The following is a 17,919-nucleotide window of genomic DNA, read 5'->3' on the forward strand; positions in this document are numbered from 1 at the left end:
TTTTTTAGTTTTCATCTTCAAAATCTGTATTGTCTCTTAATTTTCTCAAAGGCTTGGCCAGAGGAAATCTTTTTTCTTCTATGTCAGAACTTTTTATAATCCCTTTTGCAAATCTCAAGAGAGTCCTTGCGCTTCTGTCAGCTTTATGAAGCGGTTCAGGATAGCCTATAACCTCTGGAAAATGATTTTTTGTAAGAACGCTCAAAAAATACATATTCATTGCCTGTCCCCAGCTTGTAAAGGTTTTATCTAAGTGTATAAATGGGCAAATAGAGCCCAACTTGGGTGAATCAATTAATGTATTTTCTAAAAAATTTTTGTCAAGGCTTGGGTGCAAAAGCCTTTCAATAAATATTGCATGCCCCATTGAAGGGATTTTTTTCTTTCTGCTAATGAAAAACTGTGCAATGGATTTTGCAAATATCCTATCATCTGCAACAATGTGTCCTTTTACACCAGTTATTTCGCCTTTTTCGTTCACGAAAAGTGTTGAAAGTGCAGAGTCAAATTCCACAGAAGACCAAGGCGAGTTGAGATTGTGATTGAAGTATGCGTAGTTTTCAAAAAGCAGTCTGTCACTGCACAAAATGGGTATAGGATACTTTTCCATTTTTTCTTTCATCTCAGCTGATAACAAATTGCTTGCGATGAGGAGCTTAAGATAGTTTCGAGAAAAATATCTGCTTTGTGAATCCTTTGCAATTCCAACAAGTAAAATATTGTTATCCCAGCACTTTTCAATTAAAGCTCTTATTCCCACTGAAATTAAAAAGTTGATGTCGTCATGTGATATTACTCTTTTAAAATTTTGGTGCGAGATATTTTGGTACGGTGTGCCACTATCTTTGTAAAAATCTAACTCTAAGGATTTTGGGTCTTTTTTGATAAAAAGCTGAGAACAGAAATACTCAAAAAATTCAACTGTATATTGCCAACAAAGATCAGGAGATGTATCCATTTGTATGCCGTCTTCTTTGATTTTTAAAATTTGGTTTTTTTCTAAAAACTGGACAATTCGCTTGAGATCTTCAATATTTTTCCCAGTTAGCCTGCAAAGCTCATCATAAGTAAAGGCGGTTTTTGTTCTGTCTTGGCTCATTGATTGAGTGACTTTTGCAAGAAAATATGAATAATCCCTGTACTTCTTTTTAGATGGTACAAGCAACTGATAATTAAAAGGATGGGATAGCGAAACAACCACATTACTAATTTTTATGGTATCGTTTCTGAACCTATGACCTAACAATCCCAAGGATTTATAATTAACATATGGAATTCTCAAGAGAGAGCTTGGCATAAGGTCTAAAAGGATTATTTGAGGCATGTCAATAGTAGAGGATGAAGCCATATGGTATGCAAGGTAGATTTCTGCTAATCGCATAAGTGAAACGTGAAGGTTTAAAATCTCTTGATAATCTTTATCAGAACTTATGCCCAAGAACTTCTTTTCTTCTTCGCTTGCGATAAATTCAATTTCATAAGGCATAATTGGTATTTGGGCCATCATTGTAACATCTCTTGAAAAGTCCCATTTTTCATACTTGATTTTTTCCGAGTAAGGAGCAAGTATGATTTTTCCTCTTGCACCGTAGGCTCCAGCAAAAAATATTAGGTAATTTGAACTTTCCCATTTTGTACAAGTGCCATCAATTGCAACAAAGTTTATTTCTCTTTTTTGAAAAAAGCTCTCTATCTTTTGAGAAAGTTGATGCCTGAAAGTGGGGTTTGAAAAAAAACTATCCCATTCTATGGCAAAGTCAGGCATCACGTTTTCATAGAAGCCTGAAAGAGCTTGAAATATGCTACTTAAGTTTGTATTAAATCTAACTTTAGACTGGGTAATTGAATTTTTCCAAAAAGAATACATTTGGGACAGTTTAGACATATAAAAATTCCCCAATATTTTTTCTATTTACCTAATATTATAATTGTTTTGACGAAAATGTACAGGGGGATTGTGATAAAAATGCGAATATTCAAAACAATTCACATTTTTAATTTGTAATTATGAGGTGATTTTGATGAAAAAGTTTATAAATCATCCGACAAAAGCTTGATTTCTTGGAGAAGCAGTATCAACAAGAGAAGATTGAAAACCAAAATATAGAATATCTCAAAAGAACAATGAGCTGCTTTTTGAAAAATCCCCTTATTAAAAGTTATCTGGAATAAGTTAGGAAATATTTTTGACATTTTAAGTGATACAAGTCTTAATACAAAAGATTCAGAGATAAAAGTTATTTTCAACTGTGAAATGGGCAGATAAAGTAAAAAACAAGAGGCTGTCCACTTTGAAATATGTGTGGGCAGCCTTATTATATTAGTTTTTTCATGTTTTTTGGTCCCAGTCAATTTCTATTTCGTATTCAATAGGGTCTTTTACCCCAATTTTTCTGAAAGCTTCTATTCGCTCTGTACAAGTTCCACATCTTCCACAAGCTTTTTCACCGCCTTTGTAGCAGGACCAGGTGAGAGAGTAGTCAACACCAAGTTTTAGTCCAATCCTTAAAATATCCTCTTTTTTCAGGTCTACATATGGAGCTTCAAGCTCTACAATTTGATAGTCACAAAGAAGAATTGATCTTTTCATAGCTTCAACAAATTCTTTTCTGCAGTCAGGATAAATAGGATGGTCGCCAGCATGTGCTCCGTAGAAGAGCTTTTGTGCTTTTAAGGATATTGCATATGATGTTGCCAAGCTTAAAAAGACCATATTACGATTTGGAACAACTGTCTGCTTCATGCTCTCATCTGTGTAATATCCTTCAGGCACTGACCAGCTGCTTTTTGTCAAGGCTGATGGTGCTAAGTCTGCAAAAAAAGATATATCAACAATCTTGTGTGGAACTTTCAAAAGTTCACAGGTTTTCTTTGCAAATTCAAGCTCTTTTGAGTGTTTTTGACCATACAAAAAGCTAATAGCATAGGTTTCATATCCTTGGTTTTTGATATCATAAAGTAGAGTGGTTGAATCCATTCCACCAGACAGAACAACAACAGCTCTCATTTTTTAAAATAGCCCTTCCTTTCTTTTTCAGCTTTTTACTTTGCAGCAATAACATCAACTTCAACCAACGCACCTGGCAAAAGCTTTGCTTCTACAGTTGTCCTTGCTGGATAGTTTCCTTTGAAGATGTTGCTATAGACTTCATTAAACTTAGCAAAGTCAGCCAAATCTGAAATATATACGTTTACTTTTACAACATCGTCAAAACAAAACCCAGCCTCTTTTAATATAGCTTCGATATTTTTAAAGACAAGCTCTGTTTGAGCTTTTATGTCATCACCTTCTATTTTCCCAGTTTGCGGGTTTATAGCAAGCTGGCCAGACACAAAAAGCATATTGTTAATCAAAACGGCATGTGAATAAGGGCCGACTGGTTTTGGAGCGTCGTTTGCCACTATACACTTTTTCATTTTTTATCAGTTCTCCTTTCTAAAGTAAGTCTTTAAAGATTTTATTCAAGTTTTTGACCACAATATGGGCAGTACAGGAAGTTTTTTGAAACTCTGTTTCCACAGTTTGGACAAAAATCAGAGTCAATGCCTTCTTGGTACATTCCCTGCAAATTTCTAAAAAGTTCAACATCAGCAAGGGTAATAGGCACATCTTTGCCATACTCTAAATCATGTGCAAGTTGAGGGTTTGTAATAAGGTAAACTTTTGAACAACAACTTGTTTGAATAAAATATCTTGTGTTCCACCTCAAAACAGGTATAAAAAAGAAATGGAGATAGTTATAAACCTTAAAAAGAGTGTACGAACCTTTGCGTGTGCAAAATGGGCATATTTCAACATCTATTTGACGAATGACTTTTGCCTTTTCTTCTATACCAAATATTCCTATAAAGAACATCGACTTTAAACTCAGCTCCAGCTAAAATCTTCTTTTTAATATTTTATCATTTTAATATATGTTTTCAACCACAGAAGAAGAAACTCCTCAAAAATTTTCATGGTATAATTGAGGTATGCTATAATTAATAAGGTATTTTAAATATTTTGTGGGGAGGGATTTTAAAGGTGACAGTGGTATTTGTTGGAACAAACAAACAGGTTACTATAAAAGGACCGAAAAGTGCCCAGCAGCTTGCAAAAGAGCTTGGGATAAGCTTAGAGTCACATGTTTTTATAAAAAACGGTGAGATTGTTGCTCCAGATGAAATCATACAGGATGAGGATACAGTTGAGATAATCTCTGCAATCTCAGGTGGCTGATGAGAAGGGGGATTTGGTTAATTGAAGTGTGTAAGATGCAAACAAAAAGCTAAAATTTTGCTCAAAAGACACAATGCAGCCTTTTGCAATGAGTGTTTTTTGTATTATTACAGAAATCAAGTAGCTAAAAATATTCGCAAATACAAGATGTTTGACAAAAAAGATAAGATTTTAGCAGTAATCTCTGGTGGCAAAGACAGTATGGCTCTTTGGGATGTTCTGGTCAAAGAAGGCTACAATGTTGTTGCAATGTATATAAATCTTGGAATAGGTGAGTATTCCAACAGGTCACAAGAGGTTGTTGAGAGCTTTGCAAGTAAAAATAACCTTCCGCTCATTGTAAAGGACATCAAAAAGGAGTTTGGACTTGATATATACAAGCTTTCAAAGACTTTAAAACGAAGTCCTTGTTCTATTTGTGGGTCGATCAAAAGGTATTTGTTTAACAAGGTAGCATACGACGGCGGTTTTTCGGCTGTTGCAACAGGTCATAACTTGGACGATGAAGCGGCAACACTTCTTGGGAATGTCTTAAGCTGGGAAGAGGGGTATCTTGCAAGACAAGCACCAGTGCTACCTCAAACTCATCCAAAACTCATAAAAAAAGTAAAGCCTCTTTATAGTTTAACAGAAAGAGAAAACCTCTACTATGTGCTTTTGAACAAGATTGAGTTTTTGCATGAAGAGTGTCCTCATTCTGTTGGAGCACGTTCAATTCTTTTCAAAGAAGTACTAAATAAGCTTGAAGAGGAAAGCCCTGGGACAAAGCAAAGGTTTTTAAATGGTTTTCTTGAAAAGGGCAGAAGGCATTTTCAGGATGTGAGTGAAAAACTTGAACTAAGAGAGTGCAAAACTTGTGGACAGGTCACAACGACCGAGGAGTGTTCGTTCTGCAGGTTTGTAAAGATTTGCAACCAGCAACAAGAAACTTAAACTCAAAAAGGGCTGGCAGCTTTGAAAATCCAACTCGTCCAGCCCTTTTGTTATTTATTTTGTCCTATTTTTAAACTCCTCTTTCTCTATCTGGCCAGATTATCTTGTGAAGCTGAAGCTGCAGTCTGCAGTTTTGAAGTTTATGTGATAGGATGAAATTCACAATTTCTTTTGGTTCAATTTTCCCATGCACAGGACTGAAGTAGATATTGCATGAAGGCTCAAATAACCGGATTATTTCAAAAGCTCTTTCTAAATCCTGCTTTGTTCCAACAACAAATTTCAAAACGTCAGACTTACCAAGATATTTAATATTGTCTAATAACATCTTGTCTTCCATTCCACTTGATGGACATTTGTAATCCATTGTGATAATGGCATTTCGGTTGACATATCTTATATCAACAGAGCCATTTGTCTCAATGTTAACTTCAAAACCTTCTTTAATAAGGCTATCAATAAGGTGGTATATGTGAGGCTGTATTAAAGGCTCGCCACCTGTTAGGGTAACCCTTTTAAAACCTGTTGAATTAACATATTCAAGTATTTGGTCAAGTGTTATTTCTTCATAGTTAGGATTTTGTGTGGCATACCTTGTATCGCAATAAGAGCAGTTCAAATTACACCCTGCAAATCTCAAAAAGATAGCAGGAAACCCGCTTCTTATTCCTTCTCCTTCGATGCTGACAAATTTTTCTACAACTTTGAATTTGGCTTTTTTCATTTTATCACCCTACCAGTTTTAACATCCAGTCAAGAAGAGTGTTTTTGCAAAAAAGTAAAATTCTTTTTATGCTATAATTTTTAAAGCATGACAAGCAAGAAGCTGTGCATTGATAAAATCAGCAGTGTAACTATTTTAATACATAAAAATTTAAATTTCAATGAAATATAAATATTCTTGGCAATATAAAAACCACCTTGACCTCATCAACTGAGGTGGTTTTGAGAAAAATGATTTTACTTTTTATATCTAAGTTCCCCAAAGGTAGGCTACAAACCATTAGAAAGTTTGGATAACTCAATTTAATGTAGAAAGGTCAAGGAATATAAGCACCTCAACTCTTTCCGTTTATCCAGCAGCTGCAATAATCTGAACAAGACCTTACTCTACCACGATGAAACCGAATACAATTTAAATCTTAAAAAATTGCCATTAGAGGTCGACAGAAACGACTTTTGGTCAAAATGGATATACATGCAAAAAAGATAAAAACTACAAGTGTGTAATTATAAACCGCTATAATTAAATATTAAATAAACATAGATAATGACTTCATTCATTTTATATTGAATATAACTTTCAGGAAAGTATATAATCAAGACAAGAGAAGTTTATATAAAAAGAACAAAAAGGTTCAGAGATTATTATTTAGGAGCCTGTGCAGCAAAATGTTTTTGACCTCTGGACTTAGGACATATGAGAGAGTGTATAATTTCATAAAGCTTTAGGGGTGATAAAGATGATAGAGACTACACTCAATGCCCAGACAGTAAATTACCTTACCGAAAGAAAACTTGCAGATATGATAAAAAATCAAGAGTTCAAGGAAGAATTTTCTGTGCAGATATATAACTTCTTTACCGATGTTCCACTGGAGGATATTATACGATTTGTTATAAAATACAAGATTGATGAGAATATTTTATTACAGTACTATGAATCTTTTGTAAAAGAATTATATCCCAATAGAGAGTTAGAGGAGATGTTGCGAGATGTTATCTGAATTATTTAATAAGGCGCTACTTATTCTGGACTGTGCAAAAATACCTGAAGAAGAATGGACATTTGGTGGTGGTACAGCTCTTTCTTTGTACTTTCACCATAGAGAAAGCAAAGATATTGATATCTTTTTAACCGAAGCACAATATCTTCCATTTCTCTCTCCTCGGCTAAACGAAGTGGCAAGAGAAATAGTAGATGATTATACTGAGGCATCTAATTTTGTAAAGCTAAGGTTTCCAGAAGGCGAGATAGATTTTGTCGTTGCGCCATACTTAACCAAAGATTATTGTCAAATTATGGAGATTAATGGTAGAAAGGTGCGGCTTGAAACACCAGAGGAAATAATTGTCAAAAAACTTTTTTATAGGGCTGAAAATTTAAAAATTCGTGATATAGTAGATATTACGATTGTTTACAGAGAGAGAAAAAAACCAAGTTAAAACAATATTTTTTATTGATTTATCCAAAAATTGAAATTATTGAGCATCGATGGGATAAACTAAAGAAAAAATATTTTGAAGACATTGGCAAAATCAAAATATTTAACAAAAGCTTGATAGAACAAGTGTCTTTGTTATTTAACCAATATTTGGAAGATTTGAGGCAAATGTCTCAATTGTAATTTTGTACTTTGGGTGAAAGTGGTATAATTAAATTAAATCAATTGTAGGCGTTATAAGTCAAGTTTCATGATAGAATTAAGATTTCACCATCTTTTGTGTTTTCTTGGCTTTAGAGGACTTGGTTATAACAAGGAGTTTGTGGATAATTTTAGAAAGGTGTATGAGAAGGTTTTTACTGAAGGCCAAAAAGTTGTACTTGTCACACACCCAGATGTTATATGCCAAAAATGTCCAAGACTTGTGGATGGTATTTGCGCAGCAGAAGATAAGGTGAAAAACTTTGATGTAAAGCTTAGGGAGTTTCTTTGCAAAAACGGTATTAGCAATTTTGACAGTGTTTTGCCAAATGAGATTTACAAAGTAATAAAAAAGCTCTCAACCCAGGAATTTGAGAGTATCTGCAGAAGCTGTGAGTGGTTTTCCTTGGGGTATTGCAAAGAGGGGCTCTTGAAACTAAAAAGTGAGCAAAATTAATAAGCTTAAAAGAGGCCTCTAAACAAAGAGATTTGATTCTTCAAAAAGGAAGGGATTTTTTGAAAGCCATGGACAAAAAGTCAATATACATATTAAAAAAGCTCTGTGAAGAGGACTTTGTCTCAGGCGAAAATCTTGCAAAAGAACTAGAAATCAGCCGTATGGCAGTAAATAAAAGAATCAAAAGCCTGCAAGAGATGGGCTTTGCAATAGCATCTTATAAGAAAAAAGGCTATCAGCTTGTTGACAAAGACATAATAAGAGTTTGGGAGATAGAAGATTTCATCTCAAAGTCTGAGTTGTTCAAGGATTTCTTATATTTTCCGCAAATAGACTCAACAAACAACTATGTAAAAGAAAATCAAGAAAGCTTAATATCAGCAACGGTTGTATATGCAGAGAGACAGAATGCTGGCAGAGGACGGCTTGGCAGAAGCTGGACTGACTTAGAAAAAGGAGTTAAGATGTCTATTTTTCTGAGGCTTGAGGTCATTGACATAGAAAAGGTGGTTCCGCTTACACTCTTTACAGGGCTTATTGTCAACAGGGTTTTGAGAAAATATACAGTTCAAAGTTTTATCAAGTGGTCAAATGATATCCTTTTGAATGGCAAAAAGGTATGTGGGATTTTGACAGAGCTTTCAGGTGAGCTTGAAGGAGCTGGAAATGTCATCATTGGAATAGGGCTTAATGTAAATGCAGCCAGCCTTCCAGATGAACTTCTGGAAATTGCAACTACATTAAAGAAAGAGATAGGCATGGACTTTGACAGGACAAAAATAATTATTGAAATCTTAAAAGAATTTGAAAACGAGCTTGAGAATTTTAAAAAGTATGGTTTTCCCCATTTTAGGGATGAGTATAAAAGCTATTGCATAAACCTTGGCAAAGAGATTATCATAAATGGCGAGAAAAAGGTGTTTTGTAAAGACATAGGCCAAAATGGTGAGCTTATCTGTGTACAGGATGGCAGAGAAATAAAAATCCAAACTGGAGAGGTGACAATAAGGTGGTGAAAATAAATTGAGATTTATTTCAAAAGATGCAAATATAAAGAAAATTATGTACCAAAAAGGGTTTGATGAGAAGGAGATTTTAGATTTTGAAAAAAGAGCAAATAGTGTAGTTTTAAAATTTGAAAATGTCAAAGATATTTCGCACTTTGTAAAGCTTCTTTCAGACCTTGGTTATTATGTAGTTACAAAAGATGATATTGCCTTTGCTACAACTTCAAAGTCTAATTTTGAAAAAACAAAGTGTTATCTTGCTGAGGAGGGTTTTGAGTGCAGTTTTGAAGCTGATTTTGCTATTTCACAAAGAATGCTTCAAGCAAAGGACAAGGTCATAAATCTTCTTAAGACAAATGTGATGGGTATAATAAATGTCACGCCAGACTCTTTTTATGAAGGCTCAAGAGTTGACTTGGCTAAAGTTTCCCAAAAAGCACTTGAAATGATTCAAGACGGGGCAGATGTGATTGATGTTGGAGGAGAGTCAACAAGACCATTTTCAGAACCAGTGCCAGAAGATGAGGAGCTAAAGAGGGTTATTCCTGCAATTGAAGCAATAAGAACTGTTAGCAAGGACATTCCAATCTCCATTGACACTTATAAAAGTTCTGTTGCAAGAAAGGCAATAGAGGCTGGTGCTGACATAATAAATGATGTTAGCGGTGGCACATTTGACAAAGACATGTTCAAGGTAGCAGCAGAGTATAATGTTCCTATTATAATCATGCACATAAAAGGCACGCCCAAGGATATGCAGCAAAACCCCTATTATGAAGATGTTATAGAAGAGATTTTGCAGTTTTTTGAAAAAAGGATTGATGAGGCACTCAAAGCAGGGGTTGAGCTTGAGAACATCATCTTAGACCCAGGGATAGGGTTTGGGAAAAGGCTTGAGGACAATTTAGAAATAATAAGAAGATGTGAAGAGTTCAAAGTTCTTGGAAGGCCAATTTTGATTGGTGCGTCAAGAAAATCTACAATTGGTACTGTGTTAGGAGGGCTTCCACCTCAAGATAGGCTTGAAGGGACAATTGCAATTTCGACAATTTGTGCACTAAAGAGGATTGAATTTGTAAGAGTGCACGATGTGAAAGAGAACAAAAGAGCAATCTTGATGACAGAAGCTATTATAAATAGCTAAGGAGAAGGGATGTGGATAAAAAAATGAAGGTTGTAATTGACAGGTTTGAAGGTAAGTTTGCAGTACTTGAGCTTGAGGATGGGAAGATTGTAAATGTGCCGATTGACATAATTCCTCAGGGTGCAAAAGAAGGAGATGTGCTTTTGATAGAGATTGACAAAAAAGAGACAGAAAATAGACAAAAGAGAATTAGCAAGCTTTTTGAAGAGCTAAAAGAATAAATCAGCACAAAGGAAGGAAGTTATGGAAAGTGTCACAGAAGATAACTATTTTTTTAGGGCTTGGGAGCAACCTTGGTGACAGGCAGAAGAATATAGAGATGGCAATAGAGTATTTAAAAGAAAAGGTAGAAATTGAAAAGGTCTCAAAGATTATTGAGACAGAGCCTTACGGGTATGTAGAGCAGCCAAAATTTTTAAACTGCTGTGTAATGGGTAAGACCCAGCTTTCGCCCGCTGAGCTTTTAGATTTTGTGCTGAGTATAGAAGAGAAGATGGGCAGAAAAAGGCTTTTTAAATGGGGTCCGAGAAACATTGATATAGACATTTTATTTTATGACTCTGCTACAATAGAGCAGGAGAATTTGAAAATTCCTCATCCAGAGTTACACAAGCGAGAGTTTGTGCTCCTGCCACTGATTGAAATAGCACCAGATTTTGTCCACCCAGTGTTTAAAAAGACGGTTCTTGAGCTCTACAGAGAGCTTAAAAATTCAATGTGAAAGGTGTGAAATTTGGGTATGGAATTTTTAAATATGCCAGAGTTTGAAGACAAAATAGTTGTTATTACAGGTGCTGCACAGGGAATTGGTCTTGTGACGGCCTTATCTTTTCTTAAAAATGGAGCAAGAGTTGCAGCAATTGACGTTGATAGAGAAGCAATTGAGGATGCAATGGAAGACTTTTTCAAAGGGTATGAAGGAAAAATACAGTTTTTTGAATGCAATTTAGCAGATGCGGAGGATATTGAAAGCACTTGTCAGGAGATTGGTCGAAATTACAAATGGATTGACATTCTTGTAAACAATGCAGCAGTTTCTTCAACAAAGCCTATTTCACAGCGAACAGTTGAAGAGTGGGATTATGTGATAAATGTAAACCTTCGCGCACCATATCTTATGGTAAAGTACCTTTTGCCTTTCATGAAAGAAGGGAGTAGTATAGTTAATATTGCCTCAACAAGGGCGCTCATGTCAGAGCCTAACACAGAGCCTTATTCTGCATCAAAAGGAGGAATTTTAGCGCTAACTCATTCTTTGGCAGTTTCACTCTCACCCAAGAAAATCAGGGTAAACGCAATAAGTCCGGGGTGGATAGAAACCTCGCTTTATAAAAAAAGAAAGTATCGCCAGGAGCCCAATTTGCGCGAGATAGACCATCTTCAGCACCCGGCAGGCAGGGTAGGTAGACCTGAGGACATTGCAAATACAATCTTGTTTTTGACATCACAAAAGAACAGCTTTATCACAGGTACAAACTTAATTGTAGATGGCGGTATGACAATTAAAATGATATATGAAGAGTAAAATTGAAGGTGATTAGAATATGCTTGCTGAGAATAAAAAGTGTACCTATGAAGAGTTTTTGAGAATTTCTTCTGAGAAAAGAGCAGAGTTTATAGACGGTGAGATTTATTATTTGGCATCTCCCTCTTTTGAGCACCAGATGGTAATATCAAAATTAAACATTGAATTTATGAGGTATTTTGAGGGCAGAGAATGTATTCCTGTAATATCACCATTTAATGTTGTGTTTGAGGACAAAGAGAAAAATGAGAGGCACGTTGTTCAGCCAGATATTGTAGTGATTTGTGACAAAAGTAAAATCACCGATGAAGGTTACAAAGGAGTTCCTAAACTCATTGTTGAGGTGCTATCGCCTACAACAGCTTCGGTTGATTACATTAAAAAAATGCAGCTTTACAGCAGGTTTGGGGTTTTAGAATACTGGATAGTAAATCCGCGCAACAAATCGCTACAGATATTCGTTTTAGAAAATGGAGTATATATTGAACATATAGCACTTTCTCAAACAGGCATTGCTGTGTCAGCTGCCTTTGAAGATATGAAAGTGAATATAGAAAATATTTTCAATTTCTAATGTTTATTTGGAAAAGAGAGGATTTTAAAGATGTGGGGAGGATTTTTCTCAAGTTTCGGTGGAGATTCAGTTGAGATTCGCTTTTCAAAAGAGTTTTATATTCAAACATTCTTGAGCATCTTAGCCTTGATTGCCGCTGTAGGTGCTGTATTCATTGTAATCTTAATTATAAGAAGAAGGCAAAAAAGATTTGAGAGGCTGAAAAATCTCCAGCTTGTTGAGGAGTATTACCAAAATATTTCAAAGAGGATTTTAGAGGCAGAAGAAAAATTGCCGTATTTAAAGCTAACTATGAGCTATAAGGAAGTAGAGGAGAGGTTTAACAATGCAACTTTAAACTTTACTTATTTGAAAGAGTATTATGATGGGATAAAGAAAAGCTACTCAGAAAGTGAGCTTAAAACTTTTCTTAACATCTACAGAATAATAAAAAATGATTTAGATTTTATAGAAGAGGTCTTGAAAAACTCAGAGGCAATATTGGAAAAAGAGATTGAAAGAAAAGAAAAGATTGACAGAGAGCTTGAGGCTGTTAAAAATAAGCAGGATTTAAAAAATAGAATAAATGAAATATATGAAAATGTCTATTCAGAGGATGTTTTAAAAGAAAAAATAGAGGGTATAAAAAGACTTGATGAGAAGATAGAATATTACAAAAACTTGCCTGAGGACAAAAAAGAAGAGTATTTGACAAATTTGATTAGTTTTGTGACAAATGAATTTGAAGAAAAGTATCCATTGATTTTAGCAAAATTGCCCAGGCTTGCGGAGAACATCAAAAAGGAATATGATGAGCTTTTGGCAAGACTAAAAATATCGGAAGATGTTGGAAAACTAATTTTAATTGAAGAGTTTTTAGACAAGTTTTCAAAACTTGACTCTGGCCTTTTTAAAGAAAAGACTTATGAGAAAACTTACAGCAAGGCTATTGTTGACAAATTTGCAGAGCTTAGGACAGAATACGACAATGTTGGTATGAAGTTTTACAAGATTGACCTGAAGATTGACCAAGTAGAAAGACTTATTCAAAGTGGTGCAAGACAGGAAGTAGTTGAAAAAGAGCTCGAGATTTTGAGTATGTTGATATCAAACTTCAAAAAAGATGCATCAGAGTGCAAAAGGCTTTTAGAGAGTTTTTCAAGCTTTTTAGAAAAGGCAAGTTCAAGGATATCAAACAAATACGACTTTAATATGTTAGAAAGTTATAAAGAGAGGTTGAAAGACCTTTATTATGAATGTAACTTTGATGAGTTTAAAAAACGCTACATTGAGGCCGAAAGCCTTGCACGAAATATTGTTTTAAAAAGCTTTCCTGACAGAAAAGAGGATTTTTTGAAAAGGTCTTTTAAAGACTTTTTTGATGACTTTTTTGACAGATGCTAATTATGTGCTACAAATTTTGATTAAATAAAAATTTCAAAAACAGGGGGTAACTTGAAATGGGTGTTTTTCAAAAGATTGCTCAGTTACTTAAGGCAAACATCAACGATTTGATTGAAAAGGCTGCCGACCCTGAAAAGATGCTCAATCAGCTCATTGAGGACATGGAAGACCAGCTTCAAAAAGCAAGGGCTGAGGTTGCAAATGCCTTGGCAGATGAAAAGCTTTTGGAAAAGAAGGTTGAGGAAAACAGGAAGGCAGCCGAGGATTGGCAAAAGAAGGCTGAGCTTGCAGTTTCGAAAGGCGAGGATGAGCTTGCTGTTGAGGCTCTCAAGAGAAAAAGAGAGCATGAAAGACTTGCTCAGGAGTACCAGAAACAGTATGAAGCTCAGCATGAGGCGGTTGAGAAACTCAAAAGTGGTCTTAAGATGTTAGAAGACAAGATTGAAGAAGCAAAGAGAAGAAGAGATTTGCTGATTGCAAAGTCAAAAAGGGCAGATGCTCAGATTACCATTACCCACACAATGAGCAAATTAACAGATACATCTGCGTTTGAGTCGTTTGAAAAGTACGCTCAGAAGATAGAGCAGAAAGAAGCAAGGGCACAGGCTCAAGAAGAGCTTCTAAATAGCACAAAGACATTAGAAGATAAATTTAAGGAGCTTGAAAATAGTGATGCAGATATTTTAGATGAGCTTCAAAAACTAAAAGAGAAGATGGGGAAATAAACGCAAAAACTGAATTGTAGAGAGCTTTTTGGGCTTTTTTAAAGGTGCGGGAGAGTAAAAATCCCGTACCTTTTTTTATTTTTGGGCTTCTTTTTGGATTTTGTCGGAAAAAAGTTTTAGTAAACCTTCCGATTACAACACAAAGTGCCACAGTTTATAGTGTAGATTTTATGTTACACAAAAGATTTAAAAGAGAGGAGATTGATTTGCTTTGGACAAGATAGAAGTTTTGGAGTTTAAAAGACAAAGCTTAAAGAAGGGACAGTCAGAAGGTTCAAGAAGCCTATTTTTTTTCAATGCAGAAGAGTATTTTCTTTTGATTTTGGCCTTTCTGCTTGGAAGGTGTGACCTTTTTTCAACAAGCTTTTTTTCAACTTCTTATCTCAGTAGCTTCAAGAAAAAAGACTACATCTACTATTTAGCAGCATTGTTTTCAATCTTTGGGATAATCTCAGCTTTAAGCATGTCCTCAATACTAAAATATGTAGTTTCAATCCTGGTAGTTACTACTGTCAATCATTTTTTTGAATTTAATGTCTACATAAGAGCTGTAATTGCAGCAGGGAGTGTATTTGTTGGTGGAGTACTTTCAATTAGTATATTCAAAGGAGTGCCAGTAGAAGTTTTGTATCTTCTTTTAGAATCACTTTTTTGCTACTGCTTTGTACTTTTGTTTGAAAGGTTTTTTGATACTATTGGTTCAAAAAAACAGTTTTCAAGCGAGCAGGCGGCTATTACCATAGGAGTTCTGGCTCTGAGCTTTTTAGGGCTTAGCAGTACATTTGACTCTGTTGTGGATGTAAAGAAAATTTTATTTTTCATTCTGCTTTTTATAATCTCTTTTGGCCATGGCATGATAATGTCAACTACAATGGGGTTTGTGGTTGGTCTTCTTGACAGCATTAAAGAGGGAAGCAGCATAGAGATGTCATGTATCTTTGCGTTTGCAGCCCTTCTTGCCGGGGTTATGAAAGGTTTTGGCAAGATAGGAATAGTCTTAGGCGGTTTTTGTGGATATGTAATATCAGTATTTTACATATCCTCAAACCCAACTGTTAAGTTAAGAGAAATTTTGATTGCCTCAGCTCTGTTTTGCATATTTCCGCTTGAAAAGATTCTAATTAATGACAATAATGAAGGGGAGGAGATTCAAAAGATGATTAAGGAAAAAATTTTTGGTATTGCCTCTTTACTTGAAAACTTTGGAGACACCTCTTATCAAAAGGTGATACCTATAATAAGCAAAGATGAAGCAAAGAACATTATTGAACAAACATGTCACAAACTTTGCAGCGGCTGTTCAAATCTTCAAACATGCTGGCAGTACTATTATACTCAAACCAATCATAACTTAAATGAGATGAAAAATATAATATTGAAGAAGGGAAAGCTTGACGAAAGCGACCTCAAAGTTTTTAAATTTACATGTTTTAAATCAAAAGAGTTTGTGGTTGTTGTAAATGGATTTTTGGAGTCTTTAAAATACTCAAAACTTGTGAGAAACGATGGGGTTCAAAAGGAGAGTGCGTTTAAAAACCAGATAGAGCTTATAAAAGACATTGTGGCTGATGCTGCAAAGATGGTGGAAAAAGACCTAAAACAGGACAGGGGAACTGCTAAAGAGATAGAACTTGAACTTTGCAGGTTTGGATATGAAGTCGAAAAGGTAGATTTTACGTTAGCTGATGATTATTTTCAAGTTGAGATTGAGCTTAAAGAAGGCTTCAAACCGCCGCGAAAAAAAGAAATAGAAGAAATTGTAAAGGAGATTGTTAAATGCGATATTGAAATAATCTCAGAGGTGCCAAAGCAAACTGGCGGTTATACTATATCTATCATAAAAAAACCAAATGTGATAATTGACTATGCCATCTTTTCAAAAAGCAAAGAGAATGTAAATGGCGATAGAGTGTGCTTTTTGCAGCTAAAAGACGGGAAGTTTTTAGCCTGTATCTCAGATGGTATGGGAACAGGCAAGGCTGCCGCAGATAACAGTTTTATTGTAATAGACGCACTCAAAAAGTTCACAAGCTTAGGGTTTGACAGGAAAATTGCATTAAAGTTTATAAACTCATTGCTTGCAATCAAAAACACTGAAGGGTTCGCATCTGTTGATATTGTCTGCATAGACAGGTTCAATCTTTCCTGTGAGTTTTTAAAAGCAGGTGCAATGCCAACGTATCTCAAACGCGCAAACAGGGTTTTTGAAATTTCTTCAAACTCATTGCCTGTTGGGATTGAAACAGAGACTCAGTTTGAGTATATAAATCACAAACTTGAAAAAGGTGACATGATATTTATGTGTTCAGATGGGCTTTTAGAGCTGTTAGGCGAGGATGGTCAAAAAGCGCTTCTTGACTATCTTTCTTCACATGAGTTTTTGTCAACCCAGAGCGCAACTAAACAAATCTTTGAATGGGCAATTTCAAACTCTTATGGTATCAAAGACGATGTGACATTAATTGTTTTAAAAGTTGGGGGTGTAAGTGAAAAAAAAGGTGATGAAAAGGCAAGTTAAGAAAGTTTTTGTTGTAGACAGGTTTCTCATGGGAGCTACTGTGGTAGTTTTTCTCTTTGCAAGCATTCTATCAAACTGGACAAACTATGGAAAACAAAATGTTGGAAAAAGTCAGCTTCCAGTTCCAGCTACAAAAAATAGGGGCAGCAAGGTTGTGTCAAGGAGTTTTGAAAACAAAAAAGGTGACAGTTCAAAGAAGCAGATTTATGTAAATGTACTCAGAAAAAGCACAAAAAAGGTTGAGAGAATGTCTTTAGAAGAGTATGTGATTGGAGCTGTTGCAGCTGAGATGCCAGCAGAGTTCGCAACCGAGGCACTGAAAGCGCAGGCAGTTGCTTGCCGCACATATGCAGCACGAAAGATTTCAAAAAAGATTCTGCATAAAGGATACGAAAAGCAAAAGGTGTATCTTTGCGATGACTATTCTCACTGCCAGGCATATATCGATATAAACCAGATGAAACAAAGGTGGGGCAAGAACTTTGACAAGTACTACAAAAAAATATACTTGGCTGTGATGGCAACAAAAGGCGAGGTTTTGGCATACAACGGGGAGATTATAGACAGTCTTTTTCACGCAGCCTCAGGTGGCAGAACAGAAGATGCCAAAGAGGTGTTTGGGCAGAGCGTTCCGTACCTGCAAAGCGTTGTTAGCCGTGGTGAAGAGGCATGTCCAAAATTCAGTGGCGAGTTTTATTTTCCTTATGATGAGTTTGTAAAAAGGATCAAGAATTTTTATCCAAACTTAAAGTTTGACACAAGAAAGATTTCTTCCCAGGTTAAGGTTTTACAAAGAACAAACACACAAAGGGTAAAGACAATAAAAGTAGGGAATGTCACCATGAACGGAAATGAGTTCAGGTCAATCTTTGGGCTTTATTCAACAGAATTTTGGATATACCCTCAGCAAAGGGGTATTGAAATAAAAACAAAAGGATATGGGCATGGTTTGGGTATGAGCCAGTGGGGTGCAAACTACCTTGCAAGGCAGGGGAAAAATTATAAAGAAATTCTCTTTTATTACTATAAAAATGTGAAGATTTGTAGGGTAAAATTAAAAGTATAAAA

General features: G+C 35.4%; 20 protein-coding genes. 15 read left to right on the plus strand and 5 right to left on the minus strand.

Translation table 11 applies throughout. The features are described 5' to 3' along the window. Nucleotides 1-4: 4 nt before the first annotated feature. The 4 genes from PGC14_RS12350 to PGC14_RS12365 form a co-directional block, all read right to left on the minus strand. Complete coding sequence (locus tag PGC14_RS12350; RefSeq protein WP_271629087.1) at nt 5-1,885, minus strand: hypothetical protein; 1,881 nt, start codon at nt 1,883-1,885, stop codon at nt 5-7. A 444-nt stretch (nt 1,886-2,329) separates the two neighbouring features. Further along, the gene (queC, locus tag PGC14_RS12355) at nt 2,330-3,007 is read right to left on the minus strand and encodes a 7-cyano-7-deazaguanine synthase QueC (RefSeq protein WP_271629088.1); all 678 of its coding nucleotides are present in this window, start codon (nt 3,005-3,007) and stop codon (nt 2,330-2,332) included. Between the two features lie 35 nt (nt 3,008-3,042). Then, nucleotides 3,043-3,417, minus strand: coding sequence for a RidA family protein (locus PGC14_RS12360; protein WP_039767037.1), 375 nt, complete (start codon nt 3,415-3,417; stop codon nt 3,043-3,045). Nucleotides 3,418-3,458: 41 nt separating this feature from the next. Then, a complete protein-coding gene (locus PGC14_RS12365) occupies nt 3,459-3,857 on the minus strand; it encodes a zinc ribbon domain-containing protein (RefSeq protein WP_011915717.1) in 399 nt (132 codons plus the stop codon). Nucleotides 3,858-4,024: 167 nt separating this feature from the next. On the opposite strand from PGC14_RS12365, the gene PGC14_RS12370 reads away from it, so the two are divergent. Together PGC14_RS12370 and PGC14_RS12375 are read left to right on the plus strand one after the other, a co-directional pair. After that, complete coding sequence (locus PGC14_RS12370) at nt 4,025-4,219, plus strand: MoaD/ThiS family protein (protein WP_011915718.1); 195 nt, start codon at nt 4,025-4,027, stop codon at nt 4,217-4,219. 21 nt (nt 4,220-4,240) lie between these two features. Next, nucleotides 4,241-5,152, plus strand: coding sequence for a TIGR00269 family protein (locus PGC14_RS12375; protein ID WP_039767036.1), 912 nt, complete (start codon nt 4,241-4,243; stop codon nt 5,150-5,152). A 70-nt stretch (nt 5,153-5,222) separates the two neighbouring features. Here PGC14_RS12375 and queE read toward each other — a convergent pair whose 3' ends face one another. Then, on the minus strand, nt 5,223-5,876 hold the full coding sequence (gene queE, locus PGC14_RS12380; protein ID WP_039767034.1) for a putative 7-carboxy-7-deazaguanine synthase QueE: 654 nt from the start codon (nt 5,874-5,876) through the stop codon (nt 5,223-5,225). 739 nt (nt 5,877-6,615) lie between these two features. On the opposite strand from queE, the gene PGC14_RS12385 reads away from it, so the two are divergent. From PGC14_RS12385 to spoIID, 13 genes are all read left to right on the plus strand, one after another. Beyond that, nucleotides 6,616-6,879, plus strand: a complete 264-nt coding sequence (locus tag PGC14_RS12385; RefSeq protein WP_039767032.1) for a hypothetical protein — start codon at nt 6,616-6,618, stop codon at nt 6,877-6,879. Beyond that, the gene (locus PGC14_RS12390) at nt 6,869-7,318 is read left to right on the plus strand and encodes a nucleotidyl transferase AbiEii/AbiGii toxin family protein (RefSeq protein ID WP_271629089.1); all 450 of its coding nucleotides are present in this window, start codon (nt 6,869-6,871) and stop codon (nt 7,316-7,318) included. Before PGC14_RS12385 ends, PGC14_RS12390 begins: the two co-directional genes overlap by 11 nt. 249 nt (nt 7,319-7,567) lie before the next feature. Next, a complete protein-coding gene (locus PGC14_RS12395) occupies nt 7,568-7,975 on the plus strand; it encodes a DUF1284 domain-containing protein (RefSeq protein ID WP_271629090.1) in 408 nt (135 codons plus the stop codon). A gap of 68 nt (nt 7,976-8,043) precedes the next feature. Then, entirely contained in the window at nt 8,044-8,991 is a 948-nt protein-coding gene (locus PGC14_RS12400) for a biotin--[acetyl-CoA-carboxylase] ligase (protein ID WP_271629091.1), read from the plus strand. A 7-nt stretch (nt 8,992-8,998) separates the two neighbouring features. Further along, complete coding sequence (folP, locus tag PGC14_RS12405; protein WP_271629092.1) at nt 8,999-10,126, plus strand: dihydropteroate synthase; 1,128 nt, start codon at nt 8,999-9,001, stop codon at nt 10,124-10,126. 11 nt (nt 10,127-10,137) lie between these two features. After that, entirely contained in the window at nt 10,138-10,347 is a 210-nt protein-coding gene (locus PGC14_RS12410; RefSeq protein ID WP_333782455.1) for a DUF3006 domain-containing protein, read from the plus strand. A 29-nt stretch (nt 10,348-10,376) separates the two neighbouring features. Beyond that, nucleotides 10,377-10,847: a 2-amino-4-hydroxy-6-hydroxymethyldihydropteridine diphosphokinase gene (gene folK, locus PGC14_RS12415; protein WP_039767055.1), complete on the plus strand. Its 471-nt coding sequence runs from the start codon at nt 10,377-10,379 to the stop codon at nt 10,845-10,847. Between the two features lie 18 nt (nt 10,848-10,865). After that, complete coding sequence (locus PGC14_RS12420) at nt 10,866-11,651, plus strand: SDR family oxidoreductase (RefSeq protein WP_271629093.1); 786 nt, start codon at nt 10,866-10,868, stop codon at nt 11,649-11,651. 19 nt (nt 11,652-11,670) lie between these two features. Further along, a complete protein-coding gene (locus tag PGC14_RS12425; protein WP_039767028.1) occupies nt 11,671-12,225 on the plus strand; it encodes a Uma2 family endonuclease in 555 nt (184 codons plus the stop codon). A 30-nt stretch (nt 12,226-12,255) separates the two neighbouring features. After that, nucleotides 12,256-13,608 carry a hypothetical protein gene (locus tag PGC14_RS12430; protein ID WP_271629094.1) on the plus strand — a complete coding sequence of 451 codons (1,353 nt, stop codon included), beginning with the start codon at nt 12,256-12,258 and terminating at the stop codon, nt 13,606-13,608. A gap of 56 nt (nt 13,609-13,664) precedes the next feature. Then, nucleotides 13,665-14,333: a PspA/IM30 family protein gene (locus PGC14_RS12435; protein ID WP_011915731.1), complete on the plus strand. Its 669-nt coding sequence runs from the start codon at nt 13,665-13,667 to the stop codon at nt 14,331-14,333. A 211-nt stretch (nt 14,334-14,544) separates the two neighbouring features. Continuing rightward, nucleotides 14,545-16,851 carry a SpoIIE family protein phosphatase gene (locus PGC14_RS12440; RefSeq protein WP_039767024.1) on the plus strand — a complete coding sequence of 769 codons (2,307 nt, stop codon included), beginning with the start codon at nt 14,545-14,547 and terminating at the stop codon, nt 16,849-16,851. Next, on the plus strand, nt 16,820-17,917 hold the full coding sequence (gene spoIID, locus PGC14_RS12445) for a stage II sporulation protein D (protein ID WP_039767022.1): 1,098 nt from the start codon (nt 16,820-16,822) through the stop codon (nt 17,915-17,917). The genes PGC14_RS12440 and spoIID overlap by 32 nt, the downstream gene beginning before the upstream one ends. Nucleotides 17,918-17,919 lie beyond the last annotated feature (2 nt).

This window comes from Caldicellulosiruptor sp. DIB 104C (assembly GCF_028198085.1).
Classification (GTDB): domain Bacteria; phylum Bacillota; class Thermoanaerobacteria; order Caldicellulosiruptorales; family Caldicellulosiruptoraceae; genus Caldicellulosiruptor; species Caldicellulosiruptor saccharolyticus.